Annotated in this window: 13 protein-coding genes and 3 pseudogenes; 12 read left to right on the top strand and 4 right to left on the bottom strand. The window is 61.1% G+C overall.

The features are described 5' to 3' along the window. Positions 1 to 206: 206 nt before the first annotated feature. Positions 207 to 1,526: a plasmid replication protein RepC gene (repC, locus tag HU230_RS42090; RefSeq protein WP_176535490.1), complete on the top strand. Its 1,320-nt coding sequence runs from the start codon at positions 207 to 209 to the stop codon at positions 1,524 to 1,526. A 33-nt stretch (positions 1,527 to 1,559) separates the two neighbouring features. Here the strand turns inward: repC and HU230_RS42085 are convergent, their stop codons facing one another. Next, complete coding sequence (locus tag HU230_RS42085; protein ID WP_166107257.1) at positions 1,560 to 1,991, bottom strand: type II toxin-antitoxin system VapC family toxin; 432 nt, start codon at positions 1,989 to 1,991, stop codon at positions 1,560 to 1,562. Further along, entirely contained in the window at positions 1,991 to 2,236 is a 246-nt protein-coding gene (locus tag HU230_RS42080) for a type II toxin-antitoxin system VapB family antitoxin (protein WP_166107259.1), read from the bottom strand. Before HU230_RS42080 ends, HU230_RS42085 begins: the two co-directional genes overlap by 1 nt. 206 nt (positions 2,237 to 2,442) lie before the next feature. Here HU230_RS42080 and HU230_RS42075 point away from each other — a divergent pair, with 206 nt between their 5' ends. The 3 genes and pseudogenes from HU230_RS42075 to HU230_RS42065 form a co-directional block, all read left to right on the top strand. After that, positions 2,443 to 2,667 (top strand): antitoxin MazE-like protein, encoded by a 225-nt coding sequence (locus HU230_RS42075; RefSeq protein ID WP_166218010.1) that lies wholly within the window; start codon positions 2,443 to 2,445, stop codon positions 2,665 to 2,667. Continuing rightward, positions 2,664 to 2,990 (top strand): type II toxin-antitoxin system PemK/MazF family toxin, encoded by a 327-nt coding sequence (locus HU230_RS42070; protein ID WP_130230294.1) that lies wholly within the window; start codon positions 2,664 to 2,666, stop codon positions 2,988 to 2,990. The genes HU230_RS42075 and HU230_RS42070 overlap by 4 nt, the downstream gene beginning before the upstream one ends. A 158-nt stretch (positions 2,991 to 3,148) precedes the next feature. After that, positions 3,149 to 3,307 (top strand): annotated as a pseudogene (locus HU230_RS42065) (IS630 family transposase); the annotation flags it as partial. A gap of 16 nt (positions 3,308 to 3,323) precedes the next feature. On the opposite strand, the gene HU230_RS42060 reads toward HU230_RS42065, so the two are convergent. Beyond that, positions 3,324 to 4,469, bottom strand: coding sequence for a tyrosine-type recombinase/integrase (locus HU230_RS42060; RefSeq protein WP_176535488.1), 1,146 nt, complete (start codon positions 4,467 to 4,469; stop codon positions 3,324 to 3,326). Positions 4,470 to 4,553: 84 nt separating this feature from the next. Here HU230_RS42060 and HU230_RS42055 point away from each other — a divergent pair, with 84 nt between their 5' ends. From HU230_RS42055 to HU230_RS42045, 3 genes and pseudogenes are all read left to right on the top strand, one after another. Beyond that, on the top strand, positions 4,554 to 5,540 hold the full coding sequence (locus HU230_RS42055; RefSeq protein WP_224497275.1) for a DUF1403 family protein: 987 nt from the start codon (positions 4,554 to 4,556) through the stop codon (positions 5,538 to 5,540). Between the two features lies 1 nt (position 5,541). Further along, on the top strand, positions 5,542 to 6,228 hold the full coding sequence (gene scpB, locus HU230_RS42050; RefSeq protein ID WP_166107266.1) for an SMC-Scp complex subunit ScpB: 687 nt from the start codon (positions 5,542 to 5,544) through the stop codon (positions 6,226 to 6,228). Positions 6,229 to 6,459: 231 nt separating this feature from the next. Further along, positions 6,460 to 7,731, top strand: a pseudogene (locus HU230_RS42045) (IS256 family transposase). Positions 7,732 to 8,073: 342 nt separating this feature from the next. On the opposite strand, the gene HU230_RS42040 reads toward HU230_RS42045, so the two are convergent. Next, a complete protein-coding gene (locus HU230_RS42040) occupies positions 8,074 to 8,427 on the bottom strand; it encodes a hypothetical protein (RefSeq protein WP_166309244.1) in 354 nt (117 codons plus the stop codon). A 1,381-nt stretch (positions 8,428 to 9,808) separates the two neighbouring features. Here HU230_RS42040 and HU230_RS42035 point away from each other — a divergent pair. From HU230_RS42035 to HU230_RS42015, 5 genes and pseudogenes are all read left to right on the top strand, one after another. Next, positions 9,809 to 10,012: a hypothetical protein gene (locus tag HU230_RS42035; RefSeq protein ID WP_176535487.1), complete on the top strand. Its 204-nt coding sequence runs from the start codon at positions 9,809 to 9,811 to the stop codon at positions 10,010 to 10,012. Positions 10,013 to 10,176: 164 nt separating this feature from the next. After that, positions 10,177 to 12,377, top strand: a pseudogene (gene recD2 / locus HU230_RS42030) (SF1B family DNA helicase RecD2). A gap of 202 nt (positions 12,378 to 12,579) precedes the next feature. Continuing rightward, positions 12,580 to 12,855: a chalcone isomerase family protein gene (locus HU230_RS42025; protein ID WP_224944385.1), complete on the top strand. Its 276-nt coding sequence runs from the start codon at positions 12,580 to 12,582 to the stop codon at positions 12,853 to 12,855. Next, positions 12,852 to 15,560, top strand: coding sequence for a DEAD/DEAH box helicase (locus HU230_RS42020; protein ID WP_176535485.1), 2,709 nt, complete (start codon positions 12,852 to 12,854; stop codon positions 15,558 to 15,560). Before HU230_RS42025 ends, HU230_RS42020 begins: the two co-directional genes overlap by 4 nt. Next, complete coding sequence (locus HU230_RS42015; RefSeq protein WP_176535483.1) at positions 15,557 to 16,507, top strand: SWIM zinc finger family protein; 951 nt, start codon at positions 15,557 to 15,559, stop codon at positions 16,505 to 16,507. Before HU230_RS42020 ends, HU230_RS42015 begins: the two co-directional genes overlap by 4 nt. Positions 16,508 to 16,547: the final 40 nt, after the last annotated feature.

Raw genomic sequence — 16,547 nt, 5'->3', positions numbered from 1 at the left:
AGAAAGTCGCCCTGCCACTGTGTGCAACGAAGGAAAGGACGTAACCGCAAAAGAAAAAGGCCCCCGAAACGAATTCCGGAAGCCCTTCTCGTCTACCTAGCAGTGTTGAGAATCGCACTTCCCCGAATCGCAGTCAAGAGTCCCGCGAGGGAATAAGCGCTGTTTCGGCGAGCAGATTTCTTTTGCCTAGCGATAGGTGAAGAAAAATGGAGACGCACATTACAACGACGCCCTTCGGGCGGCGGCCGATGACGCTCGGCCAAATCTCAAATCAGATGGCTGCACGGACTGCGAAGCCCGAAGCGATCGTGCACAAGTGGCAGGTCTTCCAGAACATCCGGGAGGCGAGGGAACTTCTAGGCGCGACGGATCGATCGCTCACGATTCTCAACGCGCTCCTGACCTTTCATCCGGAGACGGCGCTCACGGGGGATGCCGAGATCGTGGTTTGGCCCTCAAACGTGCAGCTCATGGCGCGGGCCAACGGCATGCCGGCGACGACGCTGCGGCGTCACATCGCTGTGCTGGTCGACTGCGGTTTAGTCGTCCGGCGCGACAGCCCGAACGGCAAGCGCTTCGCCCGGAAGGGCCGGAGCGGGGAGATCGAGCAGGCCTATGGCTTCGACCTCTCGCCGATCGTGGCTCGGGCTGAGGAGTTCAAGGACCTAGCGGAGGCTGTTGGGGCCGAGAAGAAGGCGTTCCGTGTTGCAAAGGAACGCCTCACGCTGCTGCGCCGGGACATCGTCAAGCTGATTGAGGCCGGCATTGAGGAGGGGGTGCCAGGCAACTGGGGTAGGGTTCAGCAAAACTACCAGACGATTATCGGTCGGCTACCACGATCGGCGCCCAGGCAGCTTCTAGATGACGTCTGCATGGATTTGCATGCGCTCTATGCGGACATACGCGCGGAGCTGGAAACATTCACGAAATCACAGAATCCGGACGCCAATGAGTCCCATTCTGGTCGTCACATACAGAATTCAAATCCAGATCCTAATTTTGAATCTGAATATAGCCTTCCAAAACAAGTTGAAGCGCGCTGCACCGTCGAGGAAACCGACAACGTTCGGAGCTTGCCGAAACGTGAGCTGCCCTTGGGAATCGTGCTCGATGCCTGTCCGAATCTGCTGGAATTGGTACGAGGCGGCGAAATCCGCCACTGGCGTGACTTCCTGGCGGCGGCGGAGATTGCTCGGCCGCTACTGGGGATCAGTCCCAGCGCCTGGCGCGAAGCACGTGAGGCCATGGGTGAACAGCATGCGGCGATCACGCTGGCCGCGATCTACCAGCGGGCGGATCAGATCAACAGCGCCGGAGGGTATCTCCGCAGCCTGACCGACAGGGCGAGGGACGGTAAATTCTCGACCTGGCCGATGGTCATGGCGCTGCTGCGGGCGAAACTCGATGCGCAGAGGACCGCGGGGAATGCCGGCGGACCTCGATCTGAACGTTCGGTTGGCACCGCGCCAAGCCTCCGCGTGTCGGAAGCGCTGCTGAAAAACCTGCAAAGGCCAAAATCGCGATGAGGGCCGAATTCATCTTCCACGGAAGCCGCGGCGCTACGCCAGATCCGTTTCGGCGAAATCATTGCCCTTGTAGAGCAGGGGCAGGTGATAGGCCTTGGCGCCGGCATAGGCGAAGCAGTCGCCGAAATTCAGGTCCGCCTTGTGGCCGACTACCTTCCCGTAGCATTTGGCGGCATCCACAGCCTTTCGGCCGATATCGGCTGAAACCATGATCTCCTTGATGCCGAAATCCTCCAAGAACTTTGCGACAGCCGACTGTGAGGTTTCGATGAAGTGCACAGGCACTGGCTTACCCTTCATGCCATTCTCGTCCGCCTTCTTCCGGGCGAGGCTGATCACCGCCTCATAGACGGTCGGCGGCGACACGAGTAACTGGGACGAGGAGCTATCAAGCCGCGCCAGCAGATCCCCGGCGTCATTTTCTTCTCCCAGGATGGCCACGATCGCGGAGGCATCGATATACATCAGATGTCGCCCCACATGTCGTCGGTGAAGGTTTTCATGTCGAAGGAGCCGCCACCCGGCCCCATTGTCCTGGATATGGCAATGCTCGCTGCCGCGCGCTCGCTTGCCGGCTGTTTCTCACGGACGCGCTGCAGCTCATGCTCGAGCGCGAGCCGCACAGCCTCGGTCTTGGTCCTAGACTTTGTGGCCGCCTGCAGCTTCGCCGCAAGGGCGTCGACATCATCATCACGAATGAACAGAGGCATCAGATATCCCTTCCGAGATATCTGAATATCGCAAATTAAATATCTACGCTAGGAGATTGAGATATCTTGGCCTCAGTCGAGCCAGTTCTCAACGATCAGGCCGTCGACACGGCTGAACTCGTCGATATCGGCGGTCACCAGCGTCAAACGGTTTGGTCGCGCGCAACCTTTATAGTAAAGTAGCGCGCAACTGATGGAGATCTCATATGGCGCGGCCCAAGCATACCGATGACGGCCTGACCAAGTTTCAGCGCTACCGCCAACAGCAGCAGCATCGCGGCATGAAGCAGCTGCGCATCTGGGTGCCTGATCCCCACAAGCCGGAATTTGCCGCCGAAGCGAGGCGGCAGGGATTGCTGCTGCGCGGCCGGCCCGAGGAATCTGAGGCGCTGGATTTCATTGCCGCCGCGACTGAATGGCCTGAATCGTGAGGAGAGGGGATCTCGTCACGGTTTCGGCACAGGGCGACTACGGGAAGCCCCGTCCGGCGGTCGTCATCCAGTCCGATGTGCTCAATGCGGCGGACAGCGTGCTCGTGGTCTTGCTCACCGGCACGATCGCCGATGCCCCGCTATATCGTCTCACCATCGAGCCGACGGCCTCGAACGGTCTCAAACTCGTCTCACAGGTCATGGTCGACAAGGTTCTGGCCTATCCGCGGGCCAAATGCGGCCCGGTGATAGGCCATCTGTCAGGCGCCGATATGCTGGCGCTGAACAACATGCTGTCCGTGATGATCGGGCTCGCCGACTGATTGGACAGCAATAAAGAGGGGAAGGCCCGATGAAGATCATCTTCGACTGGAAGACACTGAGCCTTGGCAAGCCGCCAATCCACGCTCCAAAAGAATCGGCGACTAACCGTTCTCTCGAACTGTGTAGAGTCTGCACGTCGAGTTGATCCTGGCTTTTGAACGTCTGGCAGTTCCTTCGTGACAACTGGCTTTCGAACCGCGTGTTCAAATCCTACAACGACATCATCGATCACTGTTGCTACGCGTGGAACAAACTTATCGACCAGCCGTGGCGCACCATGTTTATCGGAATGCGCGATTGGGCATATCGGTTCTAATCAGCGGAGAGCGGCCTCAGAGGCCTGCCGCCTTGGTCAGATTGACGCGGAACCGATCCCGGCGGCGCTGATAGCGCCGGGTCATCTCGGCGGAGGCGTGGCCGAGCTGCTTCTGGACATAGCGCTCGTCGACCTCGGCCGAGGAGGCGAGGCCGGCGCGCAGCGAATGTCCAGCGAACTTCGTCTCTCGTTCGCCTTCGGGCAGGTCGGCGCGCACCCCGGCGGCGAGCGCCGCGCGTTTGACCAGTCGGGCGACCTGCTGGTCGGTCAGGCGATCGGGCCCGACGTCCTTGCCTTGCCCGCGCACCCGCCGAAACAGCGGGCCGTGGCCGATCCGGGCCAGTTTCAGCCAGATCTGTAGCGCGACGACTGGGCAGGTCGAGTCCGACGAGCCGCGGCCGATCTCGATCTCGCGCCAGCCGGTCTTGCCGCGCAGGGTGACAATCAGGCCTTGGTCGAGGATTTCGACCCAGCCACGGCCGTCCTCGGTGTCGTCGCGGTGGAGGTCGAGGCCGACGATTTCCGAGCGCCGCAGGCCGCCGGCGAAGCCCAGCAGCAGCATGGCGCGGTCCCGCAGGCCGCGGAGCGTGCCCCGATTGAGCGTCTCCAGCATGGCGATGACGTCCTCCGGCAAAACGGCTTCCTTCTGTCGGGGCGGGGCGGCGTGGATGTTGCGAATGCCGGCCAGGACGGTGGCGATGTGACGGTCCTTGCGGTCGAGCGGCGTGCCGCGCTGCGCGTAGGTCCAGGTCAGGGCCGAGAGGCGGCGCTCGATCGTGGACACCGAATTCGGCTTGCGGTCGGCGGTCGCGGCGCCGGAGGCGCAGGCGGTGATGTAGAGCCCGACCGTCTGCGGGGCGGGCGGAAAGACCTCGAGGCCCTGGCGCCGGCACCAGCCGGAAAAGTGCGTCCAGTCGGCGGCATAGGCCCGGCGGGTGTTGGCCGAGCTCGCCGCCTCGACATAGTCGCGGGCCCGGTCGGCGAGCCGTTCGAGATGCGCCGGCACGCCGGATTCCGCAGCCGGGAGCGGGGAGGGGAGGCCGCCGCGCGGCTCGGCCGACACCTCCGCGGTCGACAGATCGGCTTCCGCCCGCGGGCTCTCAGGCGGTGCGGCGCTCTGCGGAGCGCGATGTTCCGGGTTCTGGGCGCTGAAAACGGGCATGCCCTCTATAAAGAGCAAAACGACCGATAAGGCAACATTATCGGTCGTTGTTATCCACTGACAGGCCCGGCGGTTTCATGTAAAATGGATAGCAAAAAGCGCCGCGCAGGCTTACCCTTTCGCATGCTCGCGCGTCGCCGAATCGTCCCCGACCCGCCGCCGACCTTCGCCCCCGCGCCGGCCTGGTTGCGTCGTCGCGCACCGCCCGACTTCGTCACGGAAGCGGTGTTTTATGCCGGCGCGGCGCTGGCGGCGCTGCATCCGATCGCCCGTGACGAGCACCCGCTCGGCAGTCTTTGGCGCCAACGTCTCGCGCTCACTTGCGCGGCCGCGCTCGCGCGTCAGGGCGGGCGGACGGAGGACGAGGCGGCGCTGCGCGACCACTGGTACTTGCGCCGCGACGCCGACGACCCCGGACCGGGCGGGCGTATTCTCGCCGCCTGGCGCAAGCTCGGCGAACGCGCCTCCTCCAGCGACGTGGAGGGATGGATCTTTGCCCTTGCGACCGCGCTCGGCCATCCGCTCGGCTCGCTGCCGAGCGAGATCGTCGAACTTGCAAGCCGGCACACGCAGCGGCAGCACGCCATGCCGGTGCTGGCCGCCGCGGAGATCATCGCCGCGAGTGGCCGCGTCCTGCCGAACGAAGAATTGGTGCCGCTGTGGCTGGCCGACGCCGTCCTCGCCCACCAGCTGCGCTGGCCGGCACCGGTGCCGCTGCTCGCGGTGCATCTATCGCGCGGTGCGCTGCGCAAGGCGCAGCAGCACCTCGAAGGGGAGACTGTCTTCATGAACGCACTCTGTGCGGCCTACGCGACGGCGGCCGTGGCAGCGATCGACCTCTACAGTGATCTCGCACGGCGGGCGACACGCCTGCTCGCGGTCGCGCCGAAGTTGCGTGGCAAGGATGCCGACATCATGGTCGGGATCCTGATGGTGGAAGACGCCCAGTCCGCCGGCCCCGGCAAGACGGCGAGCGACCGCAGCACACGGCGGCTGTTCGAGCGACTGGTCTCGCTCGGCGCGGTGCGCGAGCTCACCGGCCGGCCGACCTTCCGATTGTACGGGCTCTGACATGGGCCGGCGCGCGCGGCCAAAAGCGGATCTCGACACCGAGCTGGCCGACCTGCCGCCGGAGCTGCGCTGGCGCGAATGGATGGGCCGGGTCGAAGCGGTGATCTTCGCCTCGCCCGGACCGGTGACGCGCGAGGCCCTCGCGCGCGTTGTCGGTCGCGACTGCAGCATCGACCTGCTGATCGATGACATTCGCGACGAATTGCGCGGCCGGCCTTACGAGCTCGTATCCGTCGCCGGCGGCTGGCAGCACCGGACCCGGAAAAACTTCGCCGAGGCGATCCGGGCTGCGATCGGCGCTGCCGGCGACCACAAGGCGTTGTCGCAGACCGAAGCACTGATCCTTGCCTGCATCGCCTATTATCAGCCGATCAATCGCAGCGAATTGTCATCCTTCTTCGGCAAAGAGGTCAGCCGCGATACCATCGCCCGTCTGCGCGGACTGGAGTTCGTCGCAGCCGGGCCGCGCAGCCCGCAGCTCGGCGCACCCTACACCTACGTGACGACCAAGGCGTTCCTGTCGCACTTCAGCCTGGAGACGCTGCGCGATCTTCCGGACATGGAAATGCTCGAGGAGGCCGGCCTGCTCAGCAAGGACAAAATGCTGGCGGGGGAGTTTCCTGTGCTGGCGTCGGACGAGGCCGACCAACTCGAGGCGGACCGAGACGAAGACGACCATGTGACTTGAATTGCTGCCGAGGAGTCTCCGACAATGCACTGACCGACGAGCAGTCGCCTCGTTTTCTGTGATCTCCTTGCGCTTCATGCGCAGCAACTACGCGAGCCGGCGCTCCTTACATGCCTTGACGAGATATTTCCCGGGAGCTATGCGGGAAAGTGGGTGATGACGGAATGAGATAGGCGGCGTATCGAGGCGGGTGTCGAGCCTGCCAGAACCTCTCAAGGAGAGCGATACGCCATGAACGAGACTAGCAATATTGTTGCCCTTCGTCAGCCCGACGATATCGACGATCCACTGACCAATATTCTGCGAGCTGGTGCTCGGGAGCTTCTGGCGCAGGCCGTGGAGATCGAAGTCGAGACGTTTCTTGCCACGGTGAAGGATTTGAAGCTGGCGCGACGGGCGCGCCCGTGTCGTGCGACATGGTTACGGCCCGGCGCGAACGATTGCGACCGGCATCGGACCGGTCGAGGTCGCGCGGGCAAAGATTCGGGACCGCGGGGCGGCCGGCGATAGCGAGCGGATCCGGTTCAGCTCGGCGATCCTGCCGCTGTGGGCGCGGCGCACCCGGAGCCTGGATGCGCTGTTGCCGGTGCTGTATCTGCGCGGCATCTCGACCGGCGATTTCCAGGAGGCGTTGACGGCCCTGCTGGGCAAGGACGCGCCGAACTTGTCGCCGGCGGTCATCTCCCGGCTGACGGCCGAGTGACAGGGCGAGTACGAGCGTTGGCAGAAGCGCGATCTGTCGGCGCGACGCTACGTGTATGTGTGGGCCGATGGCGTCTTCCTGTAGGCGCGCATGGAAGACCACGGCGAATGCATGCTGGTGCTGATCGGCGCGACGCCGGAAGGGAAGAAGGAACTGATTGGCTTTCAGGTCGGCGTCCGGGAGAGCGCGCAGAGCTGGCGTGAACTCTTGATCGACGTGAAGCAGCGCGGGTTGCAAATCGCCCCGGAAATTGCCGTTGGTGACGGCGCGCTCGGCTTCTGGAAGGCTCTTGACGAGGTCTTTCCCGGCACGCGGCACCAGCGCTGCTGGGTGCACAAGACCGTCAACGTCCTGGACAAGGTCCCGCTCTCGGTCCAGGCCAACATGAAGAAGGACCTGCGCGAGGTCTATTGGGCGCCGAACCGGGTGCGGCCGCCGAAGCGGCGATCGACGTCTTCGCCGAGAAATACCGCGCCAAGTACGGCCGGGCGGTCGAATGCCTCGCCAAGGACCGCGACGCGCTGCTGGCCTTCTACGACTTCCCTGCCGAGCATTGGGATCACTTGCGCACGACCACCCCCATCGAAAGCGTGTTCGCGACCGTGCGGCACAGAACCGTGCGCACGAAAGGATCGCTGTCGTCAACGACCGCCAGGCTAATGGTGTTCAAGCTGGTCATCGCCGCATCAAAAACCTGGCGGCGGCTCAAAGGCACAAATCAGTTGCCCAAGGTGATTGCAGGTGTCAGATTCAACGACGGCATCGAGGTCATCCGCATGCCGGCAAACCACGCCGCCTGATCGCCTCGTCACCCAAAATCCCGCATAGCTCATTTCCCGGTGGGTTTGCCCTTGGGGCCGCGCTCGGGGGGCGCCTGACTGGCTCACTCGCTTTCTCGTCAGCAGCGAAAGAGGCGGGTCCTTGAGCAGCTAAAGCGGCCGTAAGCAGTCGTAGCAGCGCCGGTCAGCGCATCGCGCTACTGGCCGGACTCTGCCCGTCGGAGGGGGCGTTGTCGTAATTGATCCTCACTGCAACAGCTTATTGTTCGGGCAAGCTTTCGGAAAGCTGACGAAACCCACGGGAGTTCGGTTATACGCAGGGCGTCGTCTGACGCCCCGCGCCTTAGTCGCCCAAAGCAGAACTCAGCGCTCAAAAAGATTGCAGTTGGCGTTGCCGACGATCACTGTCCGCTCGATTTGCTCCGGACAATCCTGCAACCACGCAAAGACATCTTCGAGCCTATAAGGCGTTACGACTTCACGAGCACTCGGCTTGATGTCTGGACCTTCTATCAAATAGAAGCGTCCTTCAGCCGTCCTGACCATGCGGTCCCGTATTTCACCCTCGACCCCCGTGGTCGGGTCGAAATCTGAAAATACGCGCGTTGCAAAGTTGAACGCTCCGTCAAGTTGACGACGCGCTGTCCGCTTCGGCTTCGCTCGACGTCGCTTGGTTGCGCACTTAAGCTTGCGGCCCGACACCTGTCTCTTGAACATCTGTACTCTTCCTTTGCGATGCGCCGCCGCGGATTCGGCGAGCGCGCTCTTCGCTCGCCGCCATCGCAATATGGCCAATTGAAAGAGCCCGTGCTAATCAGTAGATACGTATCTAACCAGCGGCTGTGACATTTGTAAGATCACAAACGCTCGCGAGTTTAGCGCGGCCCGTTGGAATGATGCTTCAGCTAGCCTGCACACTCCGGCCGCCACCACTTCGCACCCATTGACCGAATGCGCGCGTGAGAGCCTTGGCGACGACATTGCCGGACGACACCGCCAAGGCTCAACCACACAACCGATAGCCCCTTAGATGGCTCGTACCAGCATGGGGGCCATTTCGGCCAAACTTGGGCAGGGTAGCCCCCGTCAGCCGCGCGTACCCATCCTTGGCGGCTCATCGACCGAACGAATGAATGAGCTGCGCGCTTGCCTCAGGCTGTGCAAGTGAACCGCGGCTGGAGATCGGATAGCGGCATCTCGTCCGGCCATCTCGCCGCGTCCATCTGGACGTTGTGCGAGCACCAGTCCTTGCAAACGTCGGTCAAGCCGTCTCCAGCCGCTGCTTAATCTGCTCAGCTTGTTCCTTCGTCAGCTTCTCAGCCAAGCTGTAATCCTTCAGTTGGGCCGCCCCCTTGCGATCCCGATCATAAACCATCCAGTCGACGCTACCTCTTCGTACGAGGAACCTAGCCTGTATCGGTGCCATGTAATTCTCCGTAAATCCGTCACCCACTATGAACGACCGCAATAATATTCGCGAAGAATATGTAGCACCCGGTCTGCGATGCTTCTGTGAACTTACGCACACACACCCACCGGAGCCCAGATATAGATACTTCGACCAACGCCAATCAGCCGAAAGCCCCTCGAAGATCCCGCCTGAGGTCGTGACTCACTCTAACTCAAATCTTGGCCGCAACTCACTGCAAATACGTTCGAGCCGAGAATGTAACTCATAGAGATCCGCCGGCGCCGCTACCACAGTCGTGCGGAACCCGAGCTGCCTGTCCTCGCTGACCTGAAAGAAGTTGATCAGTCCAAACCGTTCTAGGATCAATTCATGAAGCTGGTCTTTGGTGATCTTTTGCTTTTGTAACCCAATTAAAAAAGCCGATGCTAAGATTGCCCTCCTTTTGCGTCTTCCGCAGCGCAACTGCAAGGCGCTCGTTGCGGCACCCGTAATTGCCCGGGGGGCGATTGTGAATCGACGCTGAACATTGACCCCGCACGCGCGAAGTCAGTCAAGCACTTGCGACGCCGATCGGCGTCCGGACCCCACGCAGATTCACACTGGTGGCGCTATGGGAGGCCTCGGATCGGATCTGCGGGAAGCGGCTCAGGGTAATGATTCCGACGTTGCTGCCTTCGCTGGAGCGGTATGGCCGGCTCAAGCTCGGACCAGGCCGATCGAGCACTGGTGCTCGGCGTCAGCGCAGCCAAGATTGATCGGCTGCTGGTCGAGACCAAGATTGCCGCGGCCGGCGGTAACCGCAAAGCGAAATCACGACTGGCTGGTCTCCTTTACAGTTCGATTCTTACACCGCACGGCGGCTACCGACACATATCGCCGGACGCCCATTGATCGGCCATGCAGTCGCGCTATGCATGCCAACTCGGTGGGCTCCGAAGGGGGTGACCACCGTGGTGGCTTGCCAACGACGATCCAACTGAGCAAATTGGGTTCGGGGAAGAGAGCTGTCCACAAATGGTGCTCTCGGCGACGGAGCAGATGATGCGACGATCCGCATGAAACCGCAGCCGGAACCATCAAGCCGGGAAGTTCTTGCTGGCCTTGTTGAGCGCGTCACATACCACAACGACGGGAATGGCTACTGCGTTTTGCGGATCAAGGCGCGCGGCCACCGCGAACTGGTCACTGTAGTCGGGCACGCCGCGGTGATCTCCGCTGGCGAGTGGATTACCGCATCGGGCGAATGGGTCAATGACCGCACCCATGGCCAACAGTACAGGGCGAAGTTCTTAAAGACCTCGGAACCGACATCGCTCGACGGCATCGAGAAATACCTCGGCTCCGGGATGATCCGCGGCATCGGGCCAGTCTATGCCAAGAAGCTGGTGCGCGCCTTCGGTGAGAAGGTGTTCGATACCATCGAGGCGGAGCCCGAACGGCTGCGCGAGGTAACGGGCATCGGCCCGGTTCGGGCCAACCGGATCACGGCCGCCTGGGCTGAACAGAAGATCGTTCGCGAAATCATGGTCTTCCTGCACAGCAATGGCGTCGGCACAGCGCGGGCGGTGCGCATCTATAAGACCTATGGCGCGGACGCCGTACAGGTCATGACCGAGAACCCCTACCGCCTCGCGCGCGACATTCGCGGCATCGGCTTCAAGACTGCCGACGCGATCGCGATGAAACTCGGCATCGAAAAGACCGCAATGATCCGGGTTCGGGCCGGGATCTCCTATGGGCTGACCGAGGCGATGGACGAAGGGCACTGCGGTTTGCCGACGGATGAACTGGTGCCGCTTGCCGAGAAGCTGCTTGAGGTCCCGGTGGAACTGGTGCGCATTGCGCTTGATCTCGAACGGACAGCAGGCACGGTCATCGCAGACAGCGTAGGCGAAACGTCCTGCGTATTTCTGGTGGGCCTGCATCGGGCGGAGCGCTCGATTGCCGAGCGGCTGATCCGGCTTGCGAATGGCACACTGCCCTGGCCCTGGATCAATCCAGACAAGGCACTGCCTTGGGTCGAGCAACGGATCGGGCTTACCCTTGCCGAAAGCCAGGTCGCTGCGATCCGGCTCGCATTGATGTCCAAAGCGTTGGTCATGACCGGCGGTCCTGGTGTCGGCAAGACCACCATCGTCAAAGGTATTCTCCGCATTCTCGCAGCAAAGGGCGTGAGGCTCCTGCTATGCGCGCCGACCGGCCGCGCCGCCAAGCGCATGACCGAGGCGACCGGTTTTGAGGCTAGGACGATCCACCGGTTGCTGGAGGTTGACCCCAAGGGCGGCGGCTTCAAGCGCGGCGAAGACAATCCGCTCGACTGCGACCTGCTTGTTGTCGACGAAGCCTCAATGGTAGACGTCATGCTGATGCAGTCACTCATCAAGGCAGTGCCAGACAAGTCTGCCCTTTTGATCGTCGGCGACATCGACCAGCTTCCTTCGGTTGGGCCAGGCCAAGTGCTGGCCGACGTCATCTCATCCGGTGCTGTGCCGGTGGTGCGTCTCACCGAGGTGTTCCGGCAGGCCGCGCAAAGCCGCATCATCATCAGCGCACATCGCATCAATCAGGGGGCTATCCCCGATCTCAGCCTGCCCGGCACGGATAGCGATTTCTACTTCGTGCAAGCAGGCGATCCAGAAACCGCCGTACAGCGTATCATCGAGTTGGTGAAGACACGGATCCCCAATCGCTTCGGCCTCGACCCAATTCGCGACATTCAGGTTCTGTGTCCAATGAACCGGGGCGGCGTCGGTGCGCGCTCGCTAAACATCGAACTGCAGACGGCTCTGAACCCCGCCGGCGAGCGCAAGGTCGAACGCTTCGGTTCGACGTTCGCGTCCGGCGACAAAGTGATGCAGATCGAAAACGATTACGACAAGGAGGTCTATAACGGTGACATCGGTTATATCGACGATGTCAGTTCCGAAGACAGCGAACTCACCGCAAGCTTCGACGGCCGCTCGGTCATTTATGAGTTTGGCGAGCTCGACACGCTGGTGCCGGCCTACGCAGCAACTATCCATAAGAGCCAGGGTTCAGAATACCCTGCCGTAGTGATCCCGGTGATGACGCAGCACTACACCATGCTGCAACGAAACCTGCTCTATACCGGCGTCACCCGGGCAAACAACTGGTAGTTCTGGTCGGTCAGAAGAAGGCCGTTGCCATCGCGGTTCGCAACGTTTCGGGGCGGCGAAGGTGGTCGAAATTGAACGAGTGGCTGGCGTCAAGAATAGCGTCGATGCCGACAAGATGAGGGCCGACGATGAATGTGCGCAAAGCGCATAAGATTTGGATTGAACAGTGCGAAGCGGCTCAAACGATCAAGGCGCGATTCGGGCTCACGGCGGCCTTCGACTACCTTGTCGGTGAGAAGTTGATGAGTTTTACCAGTACTGCCTCCAGACATCCCCGACTTCGCGCGGGAACTGCCGCGGTTCTTTTCCGAGGTGAGGCGCATGTTCACGCCGGATGAGATTGGCGCAAACTTGGTGCAAATCGAGCTTTCGCAAAGCGAAAGGAACGTTGATGTTTTGAAAGATGATGGTTTTCTTCTTGAGATTCCGGCCGCAGTCGCGGAGTGCGTTCTCCAGTTCATTCTGGTCAAGGAATTGCTGACCGCGCCATCCTCGGTACTTCGTGACAGAATGGCAAATTACTTCTCGATGTGGCGCGCCGCTCACCACCAAAATCGCCAACATTTCCGGTGGGGTCGTAAGGTCCCACCGTCATGATGACGCTGGAACCCGTTCTCACCCCGCATGGTTTGCTGACGCTGCGACAAACGGCGCAAGCTCCTGCGTTGGAGCCCGATCAGGGCTTGCGGCTGGAGAAAGCATTTTTACGGGGCTCAGGGCACGGATTGTTGTGGCTCGGCGCCGACGAAGTCGCGACGGTTCTCCCGCCGGTGTTGTCGTATTGGCGAGAGCTTGGAATGCGCTACATGACTGCACTGTGCGCTCTTCCTAGTGTTGGAGACGGCCGGACCAAGCCGCCTGTGCCAATCCCCGCCGATGGCGAGCTGGACACGATGGCAGCGGCCGTTCCGCCGATGACCGGCGCGGAATACCTGACGACGTCTGTCCTGGCCAATCTTTGGCGAGGTATGGATGCGGCCTTTGATGCCGAGTTGGTGCAGGCCAAGCTCTCCGTGCAGGAGTTCCTCAAGAGCCGTCATCCGGCATGGAATTTGGTTGGGCGCGTTCATTTCAACCTCGCGGAGAACCGGAAGGACGAAGAAGCCCCGTTCGCGTTTCTTGCGACCTACACGACCCGACTTTCGGCTGAGGCCAAGGCCCAGCATCTGCCGCTCGGCAAGGCCTTGCAGGAGTATTCCGGTGCGAGGAACCGCCAACGCCTGCTCTCGCTGCTGATGCCCGTCCAGCGTGCCGCCGAAAGTTGCCCTTGGTTGAAGACCATGGTCGATGCCGGCGATATCTTTCACCCGCTGCGCTGGAGCCCACAACAGGCTCTGCAATTCCTGAAGGATGTTCCCGCGCTCGAAAGCGCCGGGGTGGTCGTGCGAATGCCAGCGAGTTGGCGCATGAACCACCCCGCACGCCCGCAAGTGAAAGCAACGGTCGGGGGCAATGCGCCATCACAGCTGGGGATGGACGCGCTGCTCGACTTCCGAATGGAGGTGACGCTCGAGGGCGAAAGCCTCTCGAAGGCCGAGATCAAGCGACTCCTGGCGCATTCCGATGGATTGACCTTAATCCGTGGCAAGTGGGTCGAGGTCGATCATGAACGACTGCATCGCACACTCGAGCAATTTGAGGCCATCGAGCGCCGCGCCGCCGCCGATGGTCTTTCGTTCGGTGAGGCGATGCGTCTGCTGGCTGGGGCTGGCATTGCCGGAGATAAAACTGCCGCACCAGCCGACATCGATTGGAGCCAGACCGTTGCCGGCCCCTGGCTGGCGGAGACGCTGGCGACCCTGCGCCATCCCGATTGGCTCATGCGGGTCGACCCCGGTCAACATTTTCAGGGTACGCTGCGACCCTATCAGCAGTCGGGTGTGCAATGGCTCTATCTGCTAACGCAGCTCAAGCTTGGGGCTTGCCTTGCCGACGATATGGGGCTCGGCAAAACCATCCAGGTGTTGTCGCTGCTGCTGGTGATCAAGAATGAGGACATGGCAATTCGGAAACCTTGCCTGCTCGTAGCCCCCGCCTCGTTGTTAGCCAATTGGGCCGCCGAGATTTCCCGATTTGCGCCAACTTTGAAAACAGTCGTGGTCCATCCATCGGCTGCGCCGTCCGAGAAACTGAACACTTACAGTGCGGACAGATGCGCAGATGTCGATCTCGTAATCACGAGCTACGGCTTTCTGACGCGTACGCCTTGGCTAGAAACTACATCATGGCGGTTTGTGGTGCTCGATGAAGCACAGGCCATCAAGAACCCGGGCGCTAAGCAGACAAAATCGGTCAAGAGGCTCAAGGCAGAAATGCGCATTGCGCTGACCGGCACGCCCATCGAGAATCGGCTCGGCGACCTATGGTCGATCTTCGACTTTATCAATCCTGGCCTGTTGGGATCGTCGAAGGAGTTTTCGGCATTCGTCAAACGCCTCGCCGACCGGCCACATAACCCTTACGGTCCGCTCCGCCAACTGGTGCGCCCCTATATCCTGCGACGGCTGAAGACCGACAAGAGCATCATTGCCGACCTGCCCGACAAGACCGAGGTGAAAACCTTCTGCCCCTTGAGCCGCAAGCAGGCGGCGCTTTATCAGCAAGCAGTGGCGGAACTGGCCGGCCATCTCGAAGAGGTCGATGGAATAAAGCGGAGAGGTATCGTCCTAGCTTTTCTCATGCGTTTGAAGCAGATCTGCAACCATCCATCACAGTGGCTCGGCGACGGTGCGTGGAATGAGGAGGATAGCGGTAAGCTTGTGCGTCTGCGCGACATCGCGGAAGTGGTTGCCGCCCGGCAGGAGAAGGCACTTATCTTCACCCAGTTCAAGGAGTCAACGGCGCCACTAGTGGCGTTCCTGGGCTCCATATTCGGAAGGCCCGGCCTCGTCCTGCATGGTGAGACAGAGGTTAAGAAGCGCAAGGACCTGGTGCGCCAATTTCAGGAAGACGAAGACGTCCCGTTCTTCGTGCTCTCGGTCAAAGCAGGCGGCACCGGGCTCAATCTCACAGCGGCCTCGCATGTCATTCATTTCGACAGGTGGTGGAATCCGGCTGTCGAAAACCAAGCTACCGACCGTGCCTTCCGGATTGGACAGACCAAGAACGTGCTTGTGCACAAGTTCGTTTGTCGCGGCACCGTGGAGGAAAAGATCGACCATATGATTGAGTCGAAGAAACAATTGGCTGGGGATTTTCTTAGCGGCGGAGCTGACATCCTGTTGACTGAGATGAAAGATGAGGAGTTGCTTAGACTCGTGACTCTCGATTTGGGTGCGGCGATGAAGGAAGGGGATGAATGAGCTACTACGGGTGGCATGCTTACGTGCCGGTAGCTGAGAAGCGGCGACAGGCAGAACGCAAGTTGGCCAAGCTCAAGAAGCAGGGACGATCCGTTGCGCCCGTGAGGATCGAGGGCCGCACAATTACCAAGAGCTTCTGGGGCAGATCTTGGTGCGTCAACCTTGAACGATACAGCGACTATGAGAACCGCTTGCCGCGCGGCCGGACCTATGTCCGAAACGGCTCCGTTATCGACCTGCAAATTGCCAAGGGCGAGATATCGGCAATGGTCGCCGGGTCTGAACTCTACCAAATCAAAATTGTCATTGCACCGGTTACGCGGGCACGCTGGAAATCCATCTGTCGGGACTGCGCCGGGACCGTCGATTCGCTAGTTGAGCTCCTGCAGGGCCGCTTGGCGAAAGGCGTGATGGACCGGGTCTGTCGAGAGGGTGACGGCCTGTTTCCGTCGCCGACGGAAATCAAGCTGTCCTGCAGCTGTCCAGATTGGGCGGACATGTGCAAGCACGTTGCGGCAGCACTGTATGGTGTCGGCGCCCGGCTAGATGAAAAGCCTCAGCTTCTTTTTGTGCTGCGTGATGTGGATGAAACTGAAATGCTCGCCAGCGCTGGACAGGATTCTCCGCTAACAACGGCGCCAGGCGCGGCGAAGGTGCTTGATGAAGGCGATGTCGCCGCTCTATTCGGGCTGGAGATGGCCGAAACTCCTCATACCCCAAATCCTGCCTTAACAGTCGCAAAGAGACCCCAACAGTCCAAGGCGCAAAAAGGCAAGATATCTGCCAGAAAGACCAAACGAGCAGCGAAGACAGATGTCGCCTTACATCGTGCGACTCGGGTCAGTTCGGGAACGAAAAAGACAGCCCGAGCAAGTGCCAGGAAACGGCGCACATCGGGGATGTCCCGATCGTTGTTGAACTATGTCGGGCCGAGGTTGCCAGAATGAATGTTGCACTAAACCGCTACCGCGGTAGGGAGCAGCATGG

It is taken from the genome of Bradyrhizobium quebecense (genome assembly GCF_013373795.3).
GTDB lineage: Bacteria > Pseudomonadota > Alphaproteobacteria > Rhizobiales > Xanthobacteraceae > Bradyrhizobium > Bradyrhizobium quebecense.
Note: the sequence above shows the minus strand (reverse complement) of the source record. Positions and strands in the feature narration are given on the sequence as shown.